Source organism: Pseudoalteromonas sp. BSi20429 (assembly GCF_000238895.1).
GTDB lineage: Bacteria > Pseudomonadota > Gammaproteobacteria > Enterobacterales > Alteromonadaceae > Pseudoalteromonas > Pseudoalteromonas arctica.
This window is the reverse complement of record NZ_BADV01000035.1, coordinates 1-25,212: the sequence shown is the minus strand read 5'-3', so window position 1 is coordinate 25,212 and position 25,212 is coordinate 1. Positions and strand designations below refer to the sequence as shown.

The window sequence follows — 25,212 nt, the reverse complement described above, 5'->3', positions numbered from 1 at the left end:
AAACTTATTTATTAAAACGATTTTGTAAGTAGTTAAATACAGCACGAATACCTAATGCTTCACCACCCGTTGGACGACCTGGTAATGCACGTAAGTTCCACGCCATTACATCAAAGTGTACCCACGGTGTTGTTGGCTCAACAAATTCTTTTAAGTAAAGCGCCGCAGTAATAGCACCACCAAACGGTGTGCTTGCGCAATTTGCCATATCGGCTACATCACTTTTTAGTAAGTTTTTATATTGCTCAAACAGCGGAAGTTGCCAAACAGGATCATGTACACTTAAACCTGCATCAATAATACCGTTTGCTACATCGCGCTCTGTTGAGAAAAAGCCCGGAAGCTCCGTGCCTAACGCAACACGACATGCACCCGTGAGGGTAGCAAAATCAATAATTAGCTCAGGATTATCGTTTTGTGCTTCGCTTAATGCATCACACAATACTAAGCGCCCTTCTGCGTCTGTATTATCAATTTCGACCATAATGCCTTTGCGTGTTTTAACAACATCGCCAGGGCGAAATGCATTGCGCGATACTGCATTTTCAACAGCGGGTACAAGCACTCGTAATCTAATTGGTAAGTTAGCTGCCATAATAAGCTGTGCTAGTGCAATTACATGCGCGGCGCCGCCCATGTCTTTTTTCATGTTACGCATGCCAGAGCTTGGTTTTAAATCAAGTCCGCCTGAGTCAAAACATACGCCCTTACCTACTAGTGTAATTAATGGAGCATCTGTCGCGCCCCATTTTAAATCAAGTAAACGCGGTTTATTTTCGCTTGCACGACCCACCATGTGAATAGTCGGGTAGTTTTGCTCTAGTAACTCATCGCCAATCCACTGTGAAAATTCGCCATTGTAAGTTGCAGCTAAATCTTCCATTACTTGCGATAAATGTTGCGGCATCATATCTACCGCTGGCGTATTAACTAAATCACGTGCAAGTGTAATGGCATCAGCTTGTTGGCTAATACGGCCAAACAACGCTTTATCGCTAATGGCTAATTGCGCTTTTGCTGTTGGTTTTTCTTTATATTCACTAAATTCGTAACCACCAAGCACAAACCCTAAAGCAACTTGCTCTACAAAAGCGCTCTCGCCTTGAATTTGATAAGTACCAGTAGGAAGTGTATTTGCTAAATTACCCGCAGCCCAAAAATCATCGCTACTTTGCATTAAACAAAATACCTGGCTTAACTCGCCCGTTTTAGCATCAGGGATTAAAGCAACACCTTGCTTTTCGAAACCTGTATTAGTTAACCAATTTTGTATAAATGCAGGCTGCTGTGCTTGCCAGTCAGATAATTCGTTTTTAAGAATAAAAGATAAAGGAATACCAGAAGATGTATGACGTAGTAATGCACTCATTAAAAAGCTCATATAATATAAAAATGGTACTTAAGAGCATATCAATAAGCGCACCTAAAAGGTATCGCTAATTTGAAGGGATTTCAGCTACTTTTTTAAGCTATTTTTGGATTCTTGCTTTTGATTTTCTTGATCTATTTTAGCATCAAGTTCTTTAATCGATTTGTTCATATTAAACGAACTTGGCAGTACATCAACTCCCACTAAACTCCCTAATTTAACAACTAAAGGAATTGTAAGCGGGGCAAAAGGTAATACTGCAAACACACCGAGCCCTAACCCTTTTAAAATATCAACAAACTGTTCATTAGCGCGTTTTAACTCTTCTTTACTTGTTTGACCTTGAGTGTAGCGTCTATAAATAGAGAGCATTTCTTTGGTTTCTTGTTTTTCTTGCGCAAGTGCAATTTTAAGCGCCACCATAGCACGGCGAAAACGCAGCTGTTGGCGTTTCTTACTAATTTTAACTACCCGCCAAGGTGCACGGTGAATAACTTTATATAATCGCATAACTTTTATTTTCACACAGCAGCACGGGTTCACAAAGAATAATTTACTTACAACATCCTTTAACTTATCCTTTGCACCAAATTAGTATTAAATACATACAACAACACTGAATATGACAAACCAACTACCGCAAAAACCTGAAAAACCAAAATCTGATGAATGTTGTGGTGGTGGCAGTTGCTGCCCCTGCGTGTGGGATGAATATAAAGAAAAATTAGCAACTTGGCGATGCGCACAAAACATTGAAAACCCCACCAAAAAGAAACAAATAAATAACATTTAAATACTGATAACGCATTAATTTTCCTCTCAACAACCCTATTTGCACTTATTTAGTTCATTTTAGCTTTACTTTGCACCATTGTTGCATTTTTTCTTAAATTGAATCTTTTTGTTATCAAATGGTTAATTAGTAATTGCCCTTCCCGTTTTTTACCTATAGTCTGTAAATAGGACTTCACAAAAAGTAAGCTTAATTGATTAGGCTTTTGAGCTAAACACTCAAACTTATGTGAAACAAAAAATTAAGTTAAAAATAAATGATGTGAAATTAGCATCAAAAATAAGAATTATTCTAACTGGGGAAAATTAGAATGAAATTAAAAAATAATGCGCTAAACCAAGCAATCAAATTTGCTTTAGCTACAACCACTGCAGGGTTGTTTTTTTCGGGTTCTGCTATTGCAGCAGACGAGCAACAGCAAACTAAAGTAAATAAAAACGTAGAGAAAATTGCCGTAGTAGGTACGCGCTCAGCTCCACGTTCAATCGGTGACTCACCAGTTCCAATCGATATTATTGGTGGCGAAGAATTAGAAAGATCAGGCAATACCGACATGCTTGAGCTCTTAAAAGGTGCAGTGCCATCTTTTAACGTACATCAAAATCCTATTAGCGATGCGGCCTCTCTTGTTCGCCCAGCTAACTTACGTGGTTTACCATCAGACAGCACATTGGTTCTTTTAAACGGCAAACGTCGTCATCGTGCTTCTGTAATTGCATTTTTAGGCGGTGGTATTAACGATGGCGCGCAAGGCGCAGATATTTCAGTTATTCCAAGCATTGCTATTAAACAAGTAGAAGTACTTCGTGATGGCGCGGCTGCACAGTATGGTTCTGACGCAATCGCCGGTGTAATGAACTTCCAACTAAAAGACGCTTCTGAAGGTGGTAAATTAGAAATCCGCCATGGTCAATTTTATGAAGGTGACGGCGATACAACACAAGTGTCGGGTAACGTGGGTTTACCGTTTACCGACAATGGCTTTGCTAATTTAAGCTTTCAATATAAAACAGCTGATGCAACAAGCCGCTCAGTTCAACGTGCCGATGCCGCAGCACTTTCAGCTGCCGGTGTTCCTGATGTATCTTCTCTTGCACAAGTATGGGGCGCACCAGAAGTAGATGACGATATTACAATTTTTGGTAACGTGGGTTTAGAGCTAACAAACGATTCTGAATTTTACATGTTTGGTAATTACTCTGAACGTGATGTACGCGGCGGCTTTTATTACCGTAACCCGCAAACACGTTCTGGCGTTTACTCAAATGATGGTGGCGAAACACTGCTTGTTGCAGATTTAACACCTGATATGAGCGCTAACTGTCCTACTATTGCAATAACAGATGGCAACGTATTAGATGATCCAGCTTACATAAATGGTGTAGCGAACAACCCAGATTGTTTTGCATTTAACGAGTCGCTTCCAGGTGGTTTTACACCTAACTTTGGCGGCAACATTACTGATACTTCTTTAACTATCGGTACTAAAGGGCGATTCACTGGTGGCTTCTTAAAAGATACTTACTATGACTTAAGCGGTACTGTGGGTTTAAATGAATCACGTTACTTTATTTACGATACGGTTAATGCCTCTTTAGGTGCAGATACACCACGTGATTTCAGCCCAGGTAAATATGAGCAACTAGAGAAAAACTTTAACTTTGATTTATCAAAGGGTGTCGACTTTGGTTTAGCTTATGATGTAAATATTGCCGGTGGTTTTGAATGGCATGAAGAAACATTCACTATCATTTCTGGTGATGAAGAATCTTACACAGCAGGCCCTTTAACAGAACAAGGTTTTGGTATTGGCTCTAACGGCTTCCCTGGTTTTAAACCATCACAAGCAGGTGAGTTTTCTCGTCGTAACTATGCAGCATATGTTGATGTTGAAGCACCATTTACTGAAGATTTCTTAATGGGCGTAGCACTTCGATTTGAAGACTACGACAGCTTTGGTACTACAACTAACTACAAAGTAATGGCTCAATACCATTTAACCGAAGATTTAAACATTCGTGGTTCTGTAAGTAGCGGTTTCCGTGCACCTACAGTTGGTCAAGCTAACGTAAGTAACGTACAAACAAGCTTAGACAGCGGCGTATTACAAGACTCAGCGCTTCTTCCACCAACAAACCCAATTGCAGTGCAATTAGGTGGTACAGAGCTTGAGCCGGAAGAATCGCAAAGTTATACACTTGGTGCTGTATACACAATCGGCGAGTTATTTTTAACGCTTGATTACTACAACATCCAAGTAGATGACCGTATTAGCCAATCAGATAAAATCAACTTAAGCCAAGCAGATAAAGATACACTTGCAGCGGCTGGAGTTCCTAATGTACAAGGTCTTGCTCAAGTAAGCTTTTTTACAAATGACTTTGATACAACAACACAAGGTATCGATTTAGTCGCAAACTATACTGCTGAACTAATGGGCGGTAGCTCTACATTTAGCCTTGCTTATAACTGGAATGATACTGAAGTAACTCAATTTAGTGAGATTACAGGTGCGTTTAAAGTTAAACGCTTAGAAGAAGATTTACCTAATCATCGTGCAACGTTCACATTGTCTCAACAATGGGAATCAGTTTCTGCATTTGCTCGTGCAAACTACTACGGCGAATACCAAGGTGTTCACGTTGATTATGATGCAACAGCTAAAACAGCTGATGCTGCAGTCACTATTGATGCTGAAGTAACTTACTTCTTAAATGAATCTGTTAGCCTCTCTGTAGGCGCTCAAAACATATTTGACCAAGACGCTGAAAAGCTAGATTTTGCTGATAGAATTGATACGCCTAACAATAACTGGGGTGGTCAGTTCTACGAGACATCTCCGTTTGGTATTAACGGTGGCTTTTACTACGCTAAAGCAACATATACTTTCTAAACTATTTTCATGAAGAACCAAAGGCGAAATGTTAAAGACATTTCGCCTTTTTAATTTTATAGTTAATAAAAATAATAATAATGTCTAACTATGTTACTTAATAAAGCCAACCAATTATTTCAAGAGAATAAACTCAAAGAAGCCGAGTTCCATTTTAAAGCGATTTTAAATAGTAATCCCGAAAATGGTGAAGCTTTATTTGGCTTAGGCAGAATTGCCCTACGATTAGAACGTTATGACGCTGCCGTGTACTTACTCCAAAAAGCGTGTGAGCGCATGCCTCATATGCTTGAACCATTACATGCCCTTGCTGATGCATTTAACGGTGTTAATTCGCCAAACGATGCGTTAACGGTGCTCGAATATGCAAAAAAATTAGCAAGTCATAACCCAGAGCCTCATTATTACTTAGCACAGCACTATTTAACACATGGCGAGTTAGATAAAGCCCATACAACCTTTGCTCATGCACTCAGTATTGGGGTATACCCTGTAACAGCTTATATTTTATTTGAACTTGTGCAGTTAGGCCGGTTTGATAAAGAGCATAATTATGTAAGTAATTTGCACCACTTACTAACTCAAACGAGCAATTTACGTTTAAAAATGGTGTGTTACTACGCATTAGCAAACAGTTACGATGCACTTGAAGATACCGAGCAAGCATTTAATTATTTTATATTGGCAAATAAATTACAAAAAAATTAAGTGAATTTAGCACTAAAGATTTAATCCCTTTTTACAATGAAATAATAAAATACAACACCGAGGAATTTATTGCCTCTGCCGATAAAAAATTTACCGGTAATATTACACCTGTATTTATTATTGGTATGCCTCGTAGTGGCTCTACCCTCCTGGAGCAAATGTTGGCAAGCCATAGTCAGTTTTCGAGTCTAGGAGAAAGTACGAGTATTAGTAATAACGCGGTTGCTTTTATCGAGCAAAAAACGGGAGTTGCTTACCCGCAATGTTTAGCGCATTTAACGCCTGACTTAATCAAAAAAGCCCGCGAGCTTTATATCGCAACATTAAAAACAGTATCGCCCATCAGACCTTTTATAATAAATAAACTGCCGAGTAATTATCAGTCGCTCGGACTAATATATATCCTATTTCCAAATGCCAAATTTATAAGCTTAAGTCGTAATTTTAATGCTACAGCGTTTTCTATTTTCACTAATTACTTTGCTGAAAACGAGCCTTATTTTTGCTCACTACCTGAGTTTAAGCTTTACCATAGTGTGTATGAAAAACTGATGAGCCATTGGCACTCCTTTAAAGGTATGCCAATTTATGATGTCAGTTACGAAGATTTAGTGAGTAACCCAAAAGAGCAGCTAACGCAGTTACTTGGTTTTTTAAACTGTCATTTTGAACAGCGTTGCTTAGCGTTTTATAAACAAAAAACACCGGTAACCACGTTGAGTAAACATGCTATTCGCCAACCTATTAATAACGCCGCAATCGCTAAGTGGGAGCGTTACAAAACACCGCTTTTAAAGTTACTTGAGGAGAATTAATTAATCGGATGTGCTTTAAACCAATTAAGTAAATCTTTAAATTGATCATCACGCGCACTTGGATGGGTAAGCATATTAATATGATCGTAATCAAAATTATGCCCGTGTTTACGACCGTAAATTCGCATTTGTTGAATGCCAGGCCCTGATTCGTCCATAAATTTTTGAATATCGATTGGTTGCGCTAATGCTTTATCTTTTACCGCAGCAATATGAAGCGTTGGCGGTAAATGCAGATTGTTTAGAGCTTTTGCATAATCGAAATTATCATCAGAATCTATCCATGGCTTCTTTTTAGCCCATTGCATACTTTGATAATGCGACTTTTGAGTTTCGTTATCGCTTCCCCACTTATAACCTTTAGCATTTAAATAGCCGTGTTTTTTAGCAAGTAAAGGTGCCATAAAATACCAAATTAAATTGGCTTGTAATAATTTTTGAGGATGGTTATTAAATAAAGAACGCTTAGAGCCAAAATACACACACGCTTTTACATCATTAATATATTCTGGAAAACGTGCAAACGCGCTGTTCATCAATACCCCGCCCCAAGAGTGAGCGACCCAGTAGTCAGGCTTCTTGCCTTCAATCAACTCTATTTGCTTAATAAAGGCAGGGATGTCTTCTAGGATAGACTCAGTTTGTCCATATTCTGACTCGCTCGAAATAATTGGTTTACTATCACCTCGACCACGTAAATCAGCAACATAACAACAATATCCATGCTCAGCTAAAAATGGTGCGAGCCCTTTATTGGAGTGCGTGTAAAAAATTTTACCGTTTTCTACAGCTCCATGCATAAAAAATACGATAGGCCCTTGCTGACCTTCATCGCTAATACGGCGTAAATGAAGTGTTTGGTGAGCGTCTAAATTAATAATTATTGATTGCTGAGAAATTGCCACAGTTATTCCTTTTTATTATTTTCAACTCATCCTACCAGTAATATTAAATATACCAAAGGAAATGTCTGCACTTTACTCATCAGCATTTGTTACAATCACCACATCATATCTGTTGTTAAAATGAAGCCATGAAAGAAAATAAAGCACGTTCAAAATTACACCCTCGTAACCTACATAAAAATGGGTACGACTTCGATTTATTAACAACAGAGCACCCTGCTCTACTGCCTTTTGTTATAACCACACCTGCAGGCACTAAAAGCATTGATTTTAGTGATAACAAAGCCGTTAAAACACTTAATCAAGGGCTTTTAAAAGCTCACTACAATATTGATTTTTGGGATATTCCTGAGCATAATTTATGCCCACCTATACCTGGGCGTGTTGACTACATTCATTACTTAGCCGATTTATTAAGTGATGATAACCAACAACAAATACCTTTAGGTAAGCAAATTAAAGTGCTTGATATTGGTACTGGCGCTAATTTAGTTTACCCGCTTACTGGTACAAGTGAATATAAGTGGCATTTTACAGGGACTGATATTGATGCAGCTTCGGTAAAAATAGCAAAGCAAATTGCCCAGTTTAATGGTTTAAAAATCAGTCTAAAACATCAAAAAAACGCATCACATATTTTTAAAGGCGTTATAAATCAAAAAGATCTATACCATTTAACGCTCTGTAACCCTCCGTTTCATGCAAGTGAAGAAGAGGCAAGTAAAGGCAGTGAACGTAAATGGAAAAACTTAGGAAAAACACCCAGTAGCACACTTAATTTTGGTGGTCATAATAATGAATTATGGTGTGAAGGCGGTGAAGTACAGTTTATCTCTAACATTATTAAAGAGAGCGAAGACTTTGCAGAGCAAGTACTGTGGTTTACGTCGTTAGTCTCTAAAAAAGATAATATTGCAGCCCTTGAAGAAGTATTAAAAGCCCACCCAATAGCACAATATAAAATAGTTGATATGGCACAAGGTCAAAAAATTAGCCGCTTTATTGCATGGAGCTACTTTGATAAAGACACTCGTGAACAAATATGTAGCGAGCTGGCTTAGTACCAATTTTATTAAAAACAATAAAAAGGATAAGGCAATCATGATAGATTTTCGCTCTGATACAGTTACAAAACCAACAAAAGAAATGCGCGATATTATGTACAACGCACCGGTTGGTGACGATGTATATGGCGATGATGAAAGCGTTAACCAGCTAGAAGCTTATGCGTGTATACGTTTTAACTTTGAAGCCGCTCTTTATTGTAGCTCAGGTACACAAGCCAACTTACTTGCAATAATGGCGCATTGTGAGCGAGGTGACGAATACATTTGTGGCCAAAATGCACATAACTATAAGTTTGAGGGCGGAGGCGCAGCCGTTTTAGGGTCTGTGCAACCACAGCCTATTGAAAGCAATGCTGATGGCAGTATCCCTTTTAGTAAAATAGCTGCAGCAATAAAACCAGACGATTGCCATTTTGCAAAAACGCGATTGCTCAGCTTAGAAAATACTATAGGCGGAAAGGTACTCCCGCTTGAGTACTTAGCCCAAGCACGTGACTTTGTTAATACGCATAATTTAGCGCTGCACTTAGACGGCGCACGTGCTTTTAATGCCGCTGTTGAGCTAAAAGTTGATATCACTGAAATTACAAAACACTTTGACTCAGTTTCTATTTGTTTATCTAAAGGTTTGGGTGCACCCGTAGGCTCTTTACTATTAGGCTCACCAGCACTTATTAATAAAGCAAGGCGATGGAGAAAAGTACTTGGTGGCGGTATGCGCCAAGCCGGAATGCTTGCAGCTGCCGGGCAGTTTGCACTTGAGCACAATGTAGAGCGCTTAAAAGACGATCATGCAAATGCACGTTATTTGGCTCAACAATTAAGTGAAATCAGTGGCTTTACTGTAGATATGAGTAACACCACTAATATGGTTTACGCAACATACACTAGCAGTATAAACATTGAAGAGATTGCTGAGGCACTTAAACAACAAGGTATACTATTTAGCCCAAGCAAGCAGCTTAGGCTAGTAACGCATTTAGATATTACGCGCGAAGATATTGATACATTTTTAAATGCTTTGTCGGCCCATATTTAACGCGGCTTTATAATGTTTGCGGCATACCGAAACATATCGGTCATTGCCGCCAATTTCTACTTGGTTACCATCGGCTATTGCTTCACCATTTTCATCGGTACGCAGTACATGGTTTGCTTTACGTCCACAGTGGCATACAGTTTTAAGCTCAACTAACTTATCAGCCCACGCAAGCAAATATTGCGACCCTATAAATAGCTCGCCTCTAAAGTCGTTACGCAAGCCATAACACAATACCGGTATACCTAATTCATCAACCACATCGGTTAATTGCATTACTTGTTCTTTTGATAAAAATTGGCACTCGTCAACTAATACACAATGGCGTTTTTTATCATTGTTGAGTGATTGAATAAGATCAAAAACATCTTTGCTAGCATCAAATACATGCGCATCTGCTTGCAAGCCAATACGAGACGATACTTTACCCACGCCTTGTCTATCATCAATGGCAGCAGTAAGGATCACAGGTTCCATGCCACGTTCTTTATAATTAAATGCAGATTGTAATAACGTGGTTGATTTACCTGCATTCATTGCAGAGTAGTAAAAGTATAATTGAGCCATTGTGGTGCCATTTTATAAAAAGTGCGCTTATGCTACCTTAATATTAAATTAATACCAATTTACAAACGCGAATTTAACGAGGTTATTTAAGTGTTTGTAAATATTTAATATAGATAGGTGCACTTTCAAACTTTGATAACCATTGCCACATTTCCAAGCTTAGAGTGTTATTTTCTTCGTAGAATTTTTTTGAAAAAACAAGGTAACCATGGCTGGTTTCGTACGGTGGGTAAATCGGTTTAACATTATTACCCTCATACGGATAACTCGACACTTTTAAGCCATCAACTTGGCATAGATCAACGCTCGCCTGCACCACGCCCTTATCTAGCAACTCAAAAGCTTTGCTTTTAGAAAACGTATTATGAATAAAAAATGGTTCTTCTTTCAACGCGCTATTTAGTCCATAGCCATTAGGAATAGCTATCGTAAATGCTTTATTTTGAAATACTTCGCGAGTCTCCCATTCTTTATGAAATTTATATCGCCCTATAAGGCAGCTACTAAATTCACTTACTGCATAGTCATATTGTAACTTACCTTGCTGATCAACAGGGTAAACAGCAACGTTTTCTCGTTCTTTGCGGTAACTGGCAATAACAGCATTAACTCGATTAAATTCTAAATCGCTTAAGCATCTACGCCATGGTTTTCTAACAAACTTAATCTCAACACCATCAATCGCTTTATCTAATAAACTTAAAACCTCAACTGAGGCATCAGGTTGATCAATAGGTATAGCCTTATCAACACCTAAAAATAGTGGTGCTGCGTTTTTATCTTCATAACAAAAAAGTAATTCTTTGGCCGTAACGCCATCGCAAAAAACAATACACTTCAAAACAAAAATATAAAGCAACGTTCTAATTTTCATAGTGATTTTTATTTATAAACTAAATCTACAGTGTAGTATGTAGAACTAAACATACAAAATATTCGTTACATTAATTTACATTAATCCTTCGTGTTTCAGCAACCAAAGCTTCCTATCAAGCCCACCAGCATAGCCCGTTAACTTTGCATTTGCGCCAATAATTCGGTGGCAAGGCACTATAATACTAATCGGATTTTTACCATTCGCAGCGCCTACTGCCCTCACTGCTTTTGGGTTATTGAGTTGGTTTGCAATATAGCCGTATGTTTGCGACTGTCCAAAAGGTACCGTTAATAGTGCTTGCCATACGCTTTGTTGAAATACTGTACCGTTAGTATCAAGTGGTACATCAAAAGTAGTGCGTTTTTTTGCAAAGTACTCATTTAACTGCGCAGCGCAAATAAGCACCGCCTTGTTAGCGACTTGCTCAAATGGCGTATGAGGGTGCTCAACTGGAGGATAAAACCCAACGTAACTCACTCCTTTATCTGTCGCTTGAATAATTATGTCGTCTATAGGGCTCGAAATTGATGTTTGAATGATCATTATAATTGCTGCCAAAGTTGAAACGTTAGGTAAGAACGAAAAGGAGCGCTGTTAGCAGATACGAAAGGGTTTGCCGCCGCTTGAGCTTTTTTAACACCTAAGTCGCCATCAAGTAATATATCGGGCTGGCTTTGCCCTCGCAACTTTGCATAATTTACCGTCCAAGGACCAATTCCCTTTAAATTAAGCCATTCGTCTAAATCGTCATTTTCAGGATTTAGTGCACAAAACTGGGCTAAGTTGTGTAGCGCATTTTTGCGTGCTTGTGGCATTTTAAAAAATGCAAAATCACTATTAGCAACAATTTTAGCTGTAGGAAAATAAACGGCATCGCCCTCTTTTTCGCCTAATTCGTCAACTAACTTTGTTACTAAATTATGCGCCGCAGTAACACTTACTTGTTGTCCGAGTACTGCCCTTATACCGGCTTCAAAACTTGACCAAATCCCTGGAAGCCTGAGCCCTTCACATACTGTAAACGCATTGTTTATATTGGCGCTTAAATGCGTTTCAATTAAATTAATATTGGCATCTAAATCAAGCACACGGCGTATATTATTTATAACAGGTTGTAAGTACACCGTATTGTCTATATTGATAGATACACTAAAGTGGTTTTTACTCGCTATAAATTCAGCGGTAAAGCTTCCTTTATATTCCTCACTTGCAAAAGTACGTCCGTAGCTCGTTTGTGTTATCCACTCCATTGGTTTTATCAAGCGCCTTTGTAAAAAACCCTGCAAAGCAGGCCAATTATAAGGCGGCCTAAATGGCAGGGTTAAAGTGAGTGTTGACGTTGGTTTTTTATCGCCACTGCGCAGCTTCGAGGGAGCTATATTTAACTGCTGTAAAAATGCATCATTAAAGCGCCTAATGCTTTTAAAGCCTGCGGAAAACGCTATTTCGGTAAGGGGTAAATGTGTTTCTTGAATCAGCTTTTTAGCAAAGTGACATTGGTTAAATAATCGATATTGCGTAATCGACACGCCAAAATACTGCTTAAACAACTGTCTTAAATAACGACTACTTACACCTAAACGAGCTGCTAATTTTTCGCAATCATGCTCGTCATTTTGATCTATTAACTGTTTTGCTCTAAGTGCAGTCGTTTTTGTACCCTGCCATGCTGCGCTGCCAGGGGCACTATCGGGCCTGCAACGAATACAGGGCCTAAAACCATCTTGCGCCGCGTTATGGGCAAACTGATAATAAGCAACGTTTTTTTCGTGAGCCGTTGGCGCAGGGCAAATAGGTCTGCAATAAATACCGGTACTTTTTACCGCAACATAAAAAAGCCCGTCAAAACGAGGATCGCGACTCTGACGTGCTTTTTGCCAATGTGAAGTGTCCATAAACGGCTCTATAAGTTAACCTAATAAAGCCTAGCTTATACAAAAAAAACTGTATTACTAGCCATATTCGGCACTCAACCAATAGCCAATAAATAGCGATTTTGTACTTCTTGCCAATTAATTACATTATAAAATGCAGCAATATAGTCAGGACGCTTATTTTGATACTTCAAATAATAGGCATGCTCCCATACATCAAGTCCCAAAATAGGGATATTTCCCTGCATTAAAGGGCAATCTTGATTAGCACTATTTTCTACAATCAACTTTTCATCCGGCGTTACACATAACCACGCCCAACCACTACCAAATTGGCTAATTGCCGCGGCTGTAAATTGGTCTTTAAATTTATCAAAACTGCCTAGTTGCTCATTTATAACCTGAGCCACAATACCTTCAGGTTCACCTCCTCCTTGTGGGCTCATTACTTGCCAAAATAAGCTGTGATTAAAATGCCCTCCTACATGCTCTTGTACTGCTTTTTGCAAATTACTAGGCAGGCTGTTTATTCCCTTAAGTAATTTTTCAGCATTTGCGGTTGCATATACAGTATCTGCTAAAGCAGCATTGGCTTTATTGATATACGTTTGATGATGCAATGTGTGGTGAATATGCATAGTTTTGCTGTCTAAATGAGGCTCAAGCGCATCATATTCATAATCAAGTGCTGGCAATGTAAACGCCATAAATTACTCCTTTATTTTAATGTAGCAGGCTGTTTGTTGAGTCTTTAGAGCATAAGCAAAAATTCACTTGCTCTATTAGCTCAGGTAAAAAATGATAGCGTCTTGCAAATGATACAAGTTCAGAGGAAGTTTTAATGTAATGATGCTTACTCACTTTTTGTATATCGTAATGAGTATGCTTAATTAATGAAGAGAGTGTTAAGTGTACTTCGCATAGCCATTTGCATGCATTTTCAGGCTGTTGCATAGCTATATAGGTATCAGCTAAATTATGTGACGCAACAACAAGTGCGGGTATACAGTGCTCAATAGCATGAATGACAGTGTTATTAATCTGAGCATATAAAAACTGCTGAAGAAGATGATCTGCAAGTGTTTTAGCTAATAAGTATTTATCGCGGGCTTCGAGAAGTGCACCTTGTTCGAATGCATAATTACCTTGCATTATATTCGACTGCCAAGGGCTTAATGCTTGATCAAGATAAAGTAAATCTGAGTGGGGTTGTTTTTGACTTGAGATCATATAATCATCTGCACGTTTATTTATGAGTGTGTATTTAACTTACACACCCATAAAACTAAATGCAAATGATTTTCATTAACTACTTAGCGAAGTCTAATAATTCCTGCCCTGTTAAGCGATATATAATCCATTCGTTTTGAGGCTTTGCACCAATGCTATTGTAAAAATCGATAGCGGGTTTATTCCAATCAAGCACTACCCATTCAAAACGCCCACAGTTATTACTAATCGCCTTATTAGCTAAGTGCTTCATAATGGCTTTACCTGCGCCATTGCCACGGCTATCTGGGCTTACGTATAAATCTTCAAGGTATAGGCCATTTTTACCTAACCAGGTAGAGTAATTATAAAAATATACCGCAAAACCAATTGCCTCATCACCTTCTAAACAAATTATGCTGTGCGCAGTTGCACCTTCACTAAACAGAGTATCTAAAATTGCCTGCTCGTCTGTTTTTACTGCATCAGGTTCTTTTTCATATATGGCAAGTTCGGTAATAAAGTGCAAAATTGTTTTTGCATCACTTGGTTTTGCATCACGTATTATAACGGGTTGGCTCATTGTATTTTTACCTTAAATATACTGCTCTAATTTATCTTTTAAAATATCTAATTGAATAGGTTTACTCAAGTAGTCATCCATTCCAGCGGTTATACAACGCTCTTTATCTGAGTTCATTGCATTTGCGGTGATAGCGATTATTTTAATGTTTTTATGCTGTATGCCCGCCACGCCTTTACGAATAGCAGCGGTTGCTGCAAAACCATCCATAACAGGCATTTGGCAATCCATAAGTACGAGCTTAAAGTATCCTGAATCATGCGCTTCTAATATATCAATCGCTAATTGGCCATTCCCAGCAATAGTAACGTCACAATTAAGCTTTTTGAGCATTAATTTAGCCACCTGTTGGTTAATTGGATTATCTTCCACCAGTAGTATTTGGGAAGACTCCTGCATCTTTTCTTTTTTAAGTGACGAAATATAGCCTGACGTAACAAGTGGGAGCGCCTCGCCTGCATCATTACTCGTTATAACCGACAGTGCAGAAATTAAATCGGCAGTGGTTACTGGTTTAGGAAAATATGCCTGAAAGCCAGCATCAGAATAACGCTGCGCGCCTTCCATACCTGCAATACTAGTCATCATTACAAGTGGCATTGATTTATAATGTTCATGTGCTTTTAGTGCTTTACACAGCTCTATGCCATCCATTCCTGGCATTTGCATATCAAGCACTGCAATATCATACATGCAATTGTTACTTTTATAGTGCTGCGCGCACATATCAAGTGCTTCATGTGCATCACATGCGAGTGCAACCTTAGCGCCCCAATGTTCAAGCTGTTGTGAAATTACAATTCGATTTGTCTCGTTATCGTCAACAACTAAAACTGTTAGCTCTTCCATATTAATATTAGGAATATAACGCTCTTTTTGATCTCCCGGAGTTAACATTATAGTGGCGGTAAAGGTACTCCCTTTACCTGCTTCACTTGTAAGAGAAATTGCTCCTCCCATTAACTCACAAAGCTGCTTACAAATAGCCAGCCCTAAGCCACTGCCCCCGTATTCACGCGTTGTTGATGCATCTACCTGAGAGAAAGGGGTAAATAACTGCTGTTGCTTTTCTTCACTTATTCCTATGCCTGAATCTTTTATACTTACAACAAATTCTAAACCTTGAGCCACTTTATTAATCTTGGCGCTTACAACAACCTCGCCCTTACTCGTAAACTTAACGGCGTTACTCAGCAAATTAGTAAGTACTTGTCGAATGCGCCCTGGATCTCCGCATAACTGCGAAGGCTCTAGCGCTACCAAATCTAAAATTATTTCTATACCTTTTTCTTGAGCAGTCAATGCTTGTGCGGCAGCAACTTCGCCAATTAAATCACGTCCATTAAAGTTAATCTCTTCAAGTTCGATTTTACCCGCTTCGGCTTTAGAGAAATCTAAAATATCGTTAATTACACCCAATAAAGAGTGCGCACTTGTTTTGGCTATACCTACTTTTGTTTCTATTGGTTTAGGGAGTGACTCTAATTGAACAAGTTCTAGCATACCGAGTACACCATTCATTGGCGTTCTTATTTCATGGCTCATCGTTGCTAAAAATTGGCTCTTAGCAATAGCCGCATCCTCTGCTTTTACAAGGGCTACTTTTAACTCCTCACTGATTACTTTTCGTTGCTGAGAAATTAAAGTACTTCCCACTAAAGTAGCCAATGATCGAAGATACGTTTCTTCACTTTGCGTCCAATTGTGATGTTCGCCTACCGTTTCAGCGCACAAAATACCTAAATTACCATCACCAGTTGCTATTACTGCATCAAGCATCGATTTAATATTTAATGGCTTTGTATACGCCTCTATAAAATCAACAGTTGCTGGGTGCGTATAAACATCATCAATGGCTACTAAGTTTTGCTTATGAATGACGCTATAATATGCTGGGTAGTCTTTAGCAGTTAAAACAGCATCTGTATCTACAAACCCTTGTCCATCTATGTATAAACTATGACATGTCATTACATCTCGTTGATCGTTAAAAATCCATACCGACGCACGTGCAACATTTAGCACTTCGCACATAGATTTAACGGCTAGCTTTTTAACTTGCTCTACATCACTATTTTGCACTTCAGGTGCGACTGTAAGCGCGGCTAAATTTTTGTTATAGCGGTTTGCTTTTTCGCTTTCGAGTTCAAGGCGCTTATGTGCATCAATACTTTGAAATGAGCCAAAAACACGTACGCATTTACCATCTTTAAGCTCTGCTTGGCCCATTGATTTAACCCAACGCTCTTGCCCCGAATAGGTCAAAATAATAAGCTCTACACTCCAGCTTTCACCTAAAGTCACAGCGCATTCAAATAAGGTACTTATAGTGTCTCGGTGTATTCCTGGTTTATAAAAATCAATAGCAGTATCTATCCTCGGCTCAAATCCCTCTGGTACTTCGTGGATAACTTTAACTTCATCAGACCAATAAAGAGTATGCGCATCTAGGTCCATCTCCCATGCACCAATCTGTCCTTGCTTACTCATTGATTCAAGCAGGCTTTGCTGACGGCTTATTTTTAATTGTGTATTGTAACGTTCTGTAATATCTAAAATAAATCCATCTAAATACAATATATTGCCATCATCTGCGTAAATCGCTTGGCCTTTTTCGTTTACCCAATGCAAAGAGCCATCGCGGGCTTTAATTCTATACTCAACAGACCATGACTGCTTAGCGCTAACACAACGGACAATTTCATCTTTTATTTTTTGAGAATCGTCTTCACATATTAAATCAAAGAAGCAAAGATCTTCATTGTGTATCAACTCATCGGGTGAATAACCGGTAATTTCACTCGCTTGCTCGCTCATGTAAAGCATGCTTAATTTGTCATCAAACTTACATCTATAAATAATGCCAGGGATATTTGATACCAAAGATGCAAATCTGTCTCGGCTTCCTTGTAGCTCAAGCTCTGTAGATTTTCGATCTGATATATCTAAATGCGTACCGATCATGCGTTTTGGAGAGCCATCGGTATTCCACTCAACTATTTTTGCAGTATCGAGAACCCAAATCCAATGCCCATTTTTATGTTTCATGCGGGCTTCACTAACATAATAGTCAGTCTCGCCGGAAAAATACGCTTGAAGTTTTTTCTCCGACATAGCTAAATCATCAGGGTGAGCGTAGGTATACCAAGTATCTATAGTACAAGGTTCAATATCACTGAGCTTGTAACCTATAATCTCGGCCCAGCGGTTATTAAATGTCACATTTTTAGTATTAATGTACCAATCCCAAATACCCACTGCTGTTGAGTCAATCACTAGTTGTAGCTGTGTTTTGTGCTGTTCAAGCTCTAGCTCTTGTAACTTAAGCGCTGTAATGTCGGTACGAATAGCAATATAGTTTTGTGGTATACCGTTTTCATCTAAAAATGGTGCAATGGTGGTATCTACCCAATAAAAACCACCATTTTTAGCTTTATTACAGATTTGCCCGTTCCATACATCACCGCGTTTAAGCGTTTTGTACATATTTTTAAAGAATTCTTTTTCGTGTTTACCTGAATTTAAAAGGCGATGGTTTTCGCCTATTAATTCATGTTCGTCGAAACCACTGATCTCACAAAATTTCTTATTTACAAAAGTAATAGTGCCATGTAAGTCAGTTACCGCAACAATGGCATGTTCATCTAATGCACTTTTTTGTTCTGCTAATTGTTTTAATGCAATTTGAAGTGCCGAACGTTGTTTTTGTAATATACTTTGTTGTTCTTCTTTTACGGCTACTAACTTACGTAAGCCTAATGAAAGCTGATTAAATTCAATGCTATCGTTTATTATTGGAACTTTAACTAAATCGCCTTTTGTAATATTTTCGACAATTTTAGCTAAGTTAATTAAAGGCTGAGACAGCCGGCGACCAAACCACCACGACAACGTTAATATCAGCAGTAAGGCACCTGAATTAGTTAATACAGCGAGCTGCTTATAATAATTAGCACCTTGTAGTGCAACTTCTTTTGGTTTTGATACAAGTAGCTGCCAGCCAGACTCATTTAAAAACTCTAATGAATTAATATACCCATATAAAGTGACTTCATTTTTATCAATATAAGAAAAAACACGTTGTGTTGGTGAGCCATTTTGAGAGAAAAATGATGGTTGGGTATCGTCTGAAATATTACTTTTTTGAATTTTATTATTGTGCATAACATAAAATGTTATGTCTTTATTAGCAGCGTGTATTTTACTTAGATTATTTAATAAGCCATTTAAATTTATATCTGCAAGCAATATTGCTTGTAGCTTATTTTCATCATTTAATATCGGTAAGCCAATAATATGATATTCACGCCCTGAGGCAGTCATTGACTGGAATTGGATTTTACCTGTATTTATAATCCCAGAACGTATGTTATTAAAGCGCGGCTCTTTAATAACATTTAAAAAAGGTGATGAAGGTAGTGAATTAACGAGGTTTACATCAATAAGCTCTACATGATTAACAAAATCATACTGCTCAATAAATTGATTAATTAATTTTTGCTTTTTATTGGGGCTGATATCAAATTGTGATCTAAGCAAATATAAATCTTTAACATGGTCTGTAAACCAAATATCAGCAAATTGCTTACCTATATTATTAAGCTCGTTAAGTTCAGTGTCTGCATTTTGTTTAAGCGTGCTATTTACATGTTCAAGACTAAACCACGTAAGTATACAAAGTGGCCCTAAGGCTATAATTATAAAGGTTATAATTAACTTACTTCGAACAGACTGTCCTTTACCTGTTAATTCACCAAAGTTTAAACCTTTGTCCATGCTTAATATCCAGCAACTTATAATCATTTAATATTACTTACATTAATGCACTAAATATATAAAGACGCAAGTTTTGAGCGGTAAACTCCTTAAAAACTGGGTATTTAGCGTTACAATCTTAAATTCACACTTTTTAAAAAATACGCCTTTATTACTAACTTATAATTACGCTTGCTTACGCTACAACTTCTGTAGCTGTTTTAAACTCCTCGTGATATAAGCAGTATTTAATCAATGCGTTTGAGGGCATTATGGCGCACGATCACTCACATAGTCATGTAGACGAAAACCAAAGCAATAAACAGCTCACCGTCGCTGTGGTTATTAATGTATTGCTAACCGTAGCCCAAGTTATTGGCGGGATATTTTCGGGCAGCTTGTCACTTATAGCCGACGCCCTTCATAATTTAAGTGATGCTGCCGCTATATTTATAGCCTTGGTTGCACGTAAAGTTGGTAATAAACCTGCTGACGCCACTCATCATTTTGGCTATAAACGCGCTGAAATACTTGCCACACTTTTTAATAGCAGTACATTAATATTAATTGGCGTGTATTTAATTTTTGAAGCTATTTCGAGCTATTTAAACCCTCAACCAATTAATGGCTGGATAGTTGTGTGGGTGGCAGCAATAGCGTTGGTAATTGATTTAGCAACAGCGTATTTAACCTACCGAGCTGGAGCAAATCACAGTATAAATATAAAAGCGGCCTTTATTCATAACGTATCAGATGCAATGGCATCTATTGTTGTTATTATTGCAGGCACCTTAATTATTTTATACCAATGGTATATTGTTGATTTAATTGCCACTGTGCTTATTTCTATCTATGTAATTTTTCATGGCATTTTACTATTAAAGCAAAGCTGCAAAATTTTAATGCAAGCAGCGCCTAGCAACATTGATACACACGCAATATCACATGCTATTAGTAATGAATTTAATATCGAATCGGTAGTTAGCATTAAGCTTTGGCAACTAGATGATAAAGAAAATTATTGTGAGCTTGTTATTAGCACTCAGCACTTAATTAATTTGCCAACAATAAAAAGCTTTTTACACGACAATTTTAATATCGAAAATTGCATAATAGAAATCCGACCAATCGCAAATTAAAGCCCAATTTAATGTTCTTAATAACAAGCTAAACCAAATACATAACTATTTAATTGAAAACAGCTCGTATTATCATTTACAATATTGCCATTAACTCATAATGAGATACCGTTTTTGAAACTTTGGTTACGTAGAATTCATTTAGGCCTTGCCCTTATTAGCGGACTATTTTTATTAATAGTGAGCTTAACCGGTGCTGTTATGATTTATGCAAAAGATATACAGCACTTAATAGAGCCTGCAAAATGGCAAGTAACACCACAAGAAAATTTAATGCCTTACGATGAACTTATACAAAATGTACGAGCTCAAACTAAGCAAAAAATCACTTTTTTTATGCCCGAACAAGCGCCAAACGCCGCATGGCAATTTAGGTTAGCCAATAAATATTACGCCAGTGTTAATCCCTACTCTGGGAGTGTACTAAACGTCTATGAATCAACAGATACTATTTATGGGTTTGCGATGGGATTGCATCGCTGGCTGTTGTTTGAAAACAGTAAGGGTGAAAAAACCTTTCGAAATTGGATGTCGGTGTGTGCATTGCTACTTTTAATAAATGTATTACTCGGCTTTTATTTATGGGTAAAGCCCAAAAACAGAGTTAAACGTTTAGCTATAAAACCAAAAGCCAAATTTAGAGTGCTCATGTATCAATTACATACAGTGCTTGGTGTTTACTTTTTTATACCCCTTATGCTTATTGCCTTTACTGGTATGGCATTTAACTGGAAAACACAAACTCAATCTGTATTAGAATTTGTAACGTTTAATAAAGTAGAACAAAGACCTGAAGCGCCAAAAATAATAGCCGCTTCTCAAGCTGCGTTAAACTACAATGAAGCAATTAAAAATGCAGAGAACGTATTTCCAGATGGTAAAGTATATAGAATTTACTTACCTAAAAATGATGACGAAGTAATTGCACTGAGAATGCAAAACCCTGGCGAAAGCCACGCTTACAGCTGGGTTTGGACTAACCCATTTACGGGTAAAGTATTAAACTCATTTGACGCCAGTAAAACCAACTTCACAACACAAGCATGGAACTTTAAGTATAAGTTTCACATTGGTGATTTTGCAGGTCCTATTGTGCAGTTTTTATGGTTATTAATAGCCCTTTCACTCGCATTTTTTATTGTAAGCGGTGTATATTTTTGGTTAAAACGCCATAAATGGAAATAAATCTCATTAACACTTGCGTCATTAGTTGATAATAATTACCATTACGTAAATTGTTATCAACTAAGACACCCCATGTTAAAAACTTCGCTTTGCCTTATTGCTGTTGCAATAAGTACTAACACGTTAGCAAATGAAAATAATAAAAATGAATACACTTCTGATCAGTTAGAGCATGTCATTGTATCTGGCAGCCGCATATCAGAGAACATTGACGAAGTACCTGCCTCGATTACCGTTATAAATCAGCAACAAATACAACAGCATTTAAAAGTAAGCTCAGAATTGGGGAGTTTACTCGCGCAAATGGTTCCAGGGCTCGCCCCAAATACAGGCAGCTCAAGTAATTCAGGACAAACACTACGCGGCCGTGCGCCTTTAATAATGATTGATGGTGTACCGCAATCAACCCCTCTTCGTAATGGTTCTTTAGGCGTAAAAACGTTAGACGCCAGCGCAATAGCGCGCATTGAAGTCATAAAAGGGGCAACGTCTATTTATGGTAATGGTGCCTCAGGTGGCATTATTAACTACATAACAAAACAAGCGCGTAGTGATGGAAAACCTGAAGGTGAAATAAGTATTTCAAGCCGCTTTAGCGCTGTTAAATTAGCAGAAAGTGGCGGCGGTAGAGTATCAGCCGCAGTAAACGGTAAGCTCGACCAACTAAGCTACCTGCTAACGGCAAGCTATGAAGAAAACGGCGTACAACGCGATGCAGAGGGCGATATTTTAGGCTTGCAATATGGTTTATCAGACTCTGAAACTCAAAACTATTTTACCAAACTAACTTATGATTTTGACGACGAAAAGCAACTGCAGTTTAGCTATAACTTTTACAGCTCACAGCAAAAAACTGATTTAGGCGATGTTACAGGCGATGGCAATATAGGGGAAAAAACATACGCTATACACGTCCCCTTAGAGCTTCAAAAACAAGGTAAGCCGCAAGGCCCAGAAGGCAACGAAAATATAACCCTAAAATATGTTGATTACGCGTTGTTTGAAAACACACAAATGACCCTCGATCTGTATAAACAAAATATAGAAAACGTATTCTTTTTCTCAACCGCTTTAGCCAATCTTGATGAAGGTTATACCGGTGGTCAATCGGTTATTAAATCAGACAAGCAAGGTGCCAGAGCTACATTTAATAGCCAGTTTGATTTTGAAAACGTAACAGCCACCCTGATCTACGGTATTGATGCCTTAAACGATAAAACATCGCAACCTTTAGTAGATGGTCGTGTGTGGGTGCCAGAAATGGACATGGAAAGTGTGGCAGGCTTTTTACAAACCAAATGGGTAATAAACGACGACATTATTGTAAAAGCGGGTGTAAGAAACGAAAGCATTGATTTGAGCGTAAGTGACTACCAAACGCTAAAACTTTGCAAAACCGTATCGCAATGTTCAGTACCATTAAATGTGCGTGGCGACACCATTAATTACGATGCAACAACCTATAACGCCGGTATTAAATATAACTTAACAGATGCCTTTAGCCCGTTTTTTAGTTACTCACAGGGCTCTGATATTTCTGATATTGGTCGCTTACTTCGCGCTGCAACCGTTGACGACATTGCACTTATTCAAACACAAGCCTCAATAATCGACAATTACGAAGTTGGTTTTACCTCACAGTTTGAAAACGTACGTTTTGAATTTGCTCTTTACAGAAGTACCTCAGAGCTTGGTACAAGTAATGAGTATAATGAAGTAACAGGAGTTTACGAACCTGTGCGTGCACCACAAGAAATATGGGGATACGAAGGGTTAGTTAACTACACTATTACCCAAGATCTTAAATTAAGCGCAACGTACAGCTATGTTGAAGGTAAAAATACCGAGGCCGATGACTATCTAGGCGCAAGCCAAATTAGCCCACCTAAAGCAACAGCGAATGTAACGTGGCAAACAAATGACGAGCTATCGCTTGCAATGAGCTTTTTATATGTAGGCGACAGAAAGCGCTTTGATAAAAATGCGCAAGGCCAATACTCTGGCGATCAAGGCCCTGTTAGTAGCTACAACACATTCAACTTAAGTGGCCAATACAATGTTAACGCTCAATGGAGTGGGTATTTTGGAATAGAAAACCTATTCAATAGTGATTACTACCCTGCCCGCGCACAGGCTTACACCTACGGTGGATATAACATTAAAGGATTAGGCACAACCGCAACGCTGGGTGCTAAATATCAATTTTAACAAATAAGCGCACGTTATAGGCATGCCCTGCATGCCTATATGCTCAACAAATCCCGCATAAATAAACGTCTCGCTTTTTCCTATCAATCATGATCTTGTATTAGATGCTAATGCAAATAAAAAACTGTCCATAAACCAAGCAGTAACGCAAACTTAAATAAGAATCAAAACCAATAGTAACGCAATGATTTTTATAGAGAAAACTTGCAATATAGGCTATTTGTACTACACTGCATACAATTGAAATAGTTAAGGCGATTTATCATGAAAGGTAATCAAAAAGTAATCGATGCGTTTAATACATTGTTAGCTAACGAATTAGCAGCAATCGATCAGTATTTTATACACTCGCGCATGTATGACGACTGGGGTTTAAACAAACTATACGAACGCCTTAACCACGAGATGGAAGAAGAAAAAGATCACGCAGATTGGCTTATTAAGCGCATCTTGTTTTTAGAAGGTGTACCAAATATGACTAAGCGCCGTGATTTACTTATCGGTAACGATGTAAAAAGCATGATGCAAAACGATTTAACACTAGAGCTTGAAGTAGTTGCGTGTGTTAAAGACGTCATCGCAATATGTGAAGAACAACAAGATTATCAATCTCGTAGCATTTTAGAAAAACTGTTATTTGATACCGAAGAAGACCATGTTTACTGGTTAGAGCAACAACTTGGCTTAATTGATAAGATTGGTTCTGAAAATTATCATCAAGCACAAATGGCTTAGTAGGAGCATATTATGAAAGGCGATAAAGACGTTATTGCAGCGCTTAATAAAGTACTCGCTAATGAGCTTGTTGGTATTAACCAATACTTTTTACATGCACGCATGTTTAAAGATTTTGGTTTCACTCAACTAGACAAAGCAGATTACAAAGTATCAATTCAAAAGATGAAAAACGCCGATCGTTTAATCGAACGTATTTTGTTTTTAGAAGGCTTACCAAATCTTCAAGACCTAGGCCGATTACGTATTGGTGAAAACAGCGAAGAAATGATTGCAGCTAACATGAGTTTTGAACTTGATACTATTGGCGAGTTGCAAAGCGCAGTAAAACTGGCTGAAAGCAAAAAAGATTACATTACCCGTGAAGCCCTTGACCACATTTTAAATGAGCAAGAAGAGCAAATTGATTGGTTAGAAACCCAACAATTGCTTATTAAAAATACGGGTACTAAAAACTACTTGCAGTCTCAACTGTAAATAGTAACAAGCAT

Annotated in this window: 20 protein-coding genes and 1 pseudogene; 10 read left to right on the top strand and 11 right to left on the bottom strand. The window is 38.1% G+C overall.

Going from position 1 to position 25,212, the window contains the following annotated elements; translation table 11 throughout:
• Positions 1-4: 4 nt before the first annotated feature.
• Positions 5-1,369 (bottom strand): M17 family metallopeptidase, encoded by a 1,365-nt coding sequence (locus P20429_RS12210; RefSeq protein WP_007582357.1) that lies wholly within the window; start codon positions 1,367-1,369, stop codon positions 5-7.
• A gap of 87 nt (positions 1,370-1,456) precedes the next feature.
• Positions 1,457-1,879, bottom strand: a complete 423-nt coding sequence (locus P20429_RS12215; RefSeq protein ID WP_007582356.1) for a hypothetical protein — start codon at positions 1,877-1,879, stop codon at positions 1,457-1,459.
• 112 nt (positions 1,880-1,991) lie between these two features.
• Here P20429_RS12215 and P20429_RS20295 point away from each other — a divergent pair, with 112 nt between their 5' ends.
• The 3 genes and pseudogenes from P20429_RS20295 (at position 1,992) to P20429_RS21045 (ending at position 6,578) form a co-directional block, all read left to right on the top strand.
• Positions 1,992-2,162, top strand: coding sequence for an oxidoreductase-like domain-containing protein (locus P20429_RS20295; RefSeq protein ID WP_010553991.1), 171 nt, complete (start codon positions 1,992-1,994; stop codon positions 2,160-2,162).
• Positions 2,163-2,472: 310 nt separating this feature from the next.
• Positions 2,473-5,055 (top strand): TonB-dependent siderophore receptor, encoded by a 2,583-nt coding sequence (locus P20429_RS12220; RefSeq protein WP_007582353.1) that lies wholly within the window; start codon positions 2,473-2,475, stop codon positions 5,053-5,055.
• A gap of 90 nt (positions 5,056-5,145) precedes the next feature.
• Positions 5,146-6,578 (top strand): annotated as a pseudogene (locus tag P20429_RS21045) (sulfotransferase).
• Here P20429_RS21045 and P20429_RS12225 read toward each other — a convergent pair.
• The gene (locus tag P20429_RS12225) at positions 6,575-7,483 is read right to left on the bottom strand and encodes an alpha/beta fold hydrolase (RefSeq protein WP_007582350.1); all 909 of its coding nucleotides are present in this window, start codon (positions 7,481-7,483) and stop codon (positions 6,575-6,577) included. The pseudogene P20429_RS21045 and the gene P20429_RS12225 overlap by 4 nt on opposite strands.
• 128 nt (positions 7,484-7,611) lie before the next feature.
• Between P20429_RS12225 and rlmF the strand changes: the two genes are divergently transcribed.
• Together rlmF and ltaE are read left to right on the top strand one after the other, a co-directional pair.
• Positions 7,612-8,544: a 23S rRNA (adenine(1618)-N(6))-methyltransferase RlmF gene (rlmF, locus tag P20429_RS12230; RefSeq protein WP_007582349.1), complete on the top strand. Its 933-nt coding sequence runs from the start codon at positions 7,612-7,614 to the stop codon at positions 8,542-8,544.
• Between the two features lie 40 nt (positions 8,545-8,584).
• Positions 8,585-9,589, top strand: coding sequence for a low-specificity L-threonine aldolase (gene ltaE / locus P20429_RS12235; RefSeq protein WP_007582347.1), 1,005 nt, complete (start codon positions 8,585-8,587; stop codon positions 9,587-9,589).
• Here ltaE and P20429_RS12240 read toward each other — a convergent pair.
• From P20429_RS12240 to P20429_RS12275, 8 genes are all read right to left on the bottom strand, one after another.
• A complete protein-coding gene (locus tag P20429_RS12240) occupies positions 9,563-10,156 on the bottom strand; it encodes a thymidine kinase (protein WP_007582344.1) in 594 nt (197 codons plus the stop codon). The genes ltaE and P20429_RS12240 overlap by 27 nt on opposite strands.
• 82 nt (positions 10,157-10,238) lie before the next feature.
• Positions 10,239-11,030, bottom strand: coding sequence for a hypothetical protein (locus P20429_RS12245; protein ID WP_033026611.1), 792 nt, complete (start codon positions 11,028-11,030; stop codon positions 10,239-10,241).
• 75 nt (positions 11,031-11,105) lie between these two features.
• Positions 11,106-11,576 carry a methylated-DNA--[protein]-cysteine S-methyltransferase gene (locus tag P20429_RS12250; protein WP_007582340.1) on the bottom strand — a complete coding sequence of 157 codons (471 nt, stop codon included), beginning with the start codon at positions 11,574-11,576 and terminating at the stop codon, positions 11,106-11,108.
• A complete protein-coding gene (locus P20429_RS12255; RefSeq protein WP_007582338.1) occupies positions 11,576-12,928 on the bottom strand; it encodes a DNA-3-methyladenine glycosylase 2 family protein in 1,353 nt (450 codons plus the stop codon). The genes P20429_RS12250 and P20429_RS12255 overlap by 1 nt, the downstream gene beginning before the upstream one ends.
• A gap of 74 nt (positions 12,929-13,002) precedes the next feature.
• Positions 13,003-13,614: a superoxide dismutase gene (locus tag P20429_RS12260; protein ID WP_007582336.1), complete on the bottom strand. Its 612-nt coding sequence runs from the start codon at positions 13,612-13,614 to the stop codon at positions 13,003-13,005.
• A 16-nt stretch (positions 13,615-13,630) separates the two neighbouring features.
• Positions 13,631-14,137, bottom strand: a complete 507-nt coding sequence (locus tag P20429_RS12265) for a hypothetical protein (RefSeq protein WP_007582333.1) — start codon at positions 14,135-14,137, stop codon at positions 13,631-13,633.
• A gap of 79 nt (positions 14,138-14,216) precedes the next feature.
• Entirely contained in the window at positions 14,217-14,699 is a 483-nt protein-coding gene (locus P20429_RS12270; RefSeq protein ID WP_007582331.1) for a GNAT family N-acetyltransferase, read from the bottom strand.
• Positions 14,700-14,711: 12 nt separating this feature from the next.
• Entirely contained in the window at positions 14,712-19,475 is a 4,764-nt protein-coding gene (locus P20429_RS12275; RefSeq protein ID WP_007582330.1) for a PAS domain-containing protein, read from the bottom strand.
• Positions 19,476-19,726: 251 nt separating this feature from the next.
• Between P20429_RS12275 and P20429_RS12280 the strand changes: the two genes are divergently transcribed.
• The 5 genes from P20429_RS12280 to bfr (P20429_RS12300) all read left to right on the top strand — a co-directional run bounded on the left by P20429_RS12280 (position 19,727) and on the right by bfr (P20429_RS12300) (position 25,198).
• Positions 19,727-20,593: a cation diffusion facilitator family transporter gene (locus P20429_RS12280; protein WP_007582329.1), complete on the top strand. Its 867-nt coding sequence runs from the start codon at positions 19,727-19,729 to the stop codon at positions 20,591-20,593.
• Between the two features lie 114 nt (positions 20,594-20,707).
• Positions 20,708-21,778 (top strand): PepSY domain-containing protein, encoded by a 1,071-nt coding sequence (locus P20429_RS12285; protein ID WP_007582328.1) that lies wholly within the window; start codon positions 20,708-20,710, stop codon positions 21,776-21,778.
• A 72-nt stretch (positions 21,779-21,850) separates the two neighbouring features.
• Positions 21,851-23,986, top strand: coding sequence for a TonB-dependent receptor (locus P20429_RS12290; RefSeq protein WP_007582327.1), 2,136 nt, complete (start codon positions 21,851-21,853; stop codon positions 23,984-23,986).
• A gap of 264 nt (positions 23,987-24,250) precedes the next feature.
• Positions 24,251-24,721, top strand: coding sequence for a bacterioferritin (gene bfr / locus P20429_RS12295; protein WP_002958985.1), 471 nt, complete (start codon positions 24,251-24,253; stop codon positions 24,719-24,721).
• A gap of 12 nt (positions 24,722-24,733) precedes the next feature.
• Positions 24,734-25,198, top strand: coding sequence for a bacterioferritin (gene bfr, locus P20429_RS12300; RefSeq protein WP_007582326.1), 465 nt, complete (start codon positions 24,734-24,736; stop codon positions 25,196-25,198).
• Positions 25,199-25,212 lie beyond the last annotated feature (14 nt).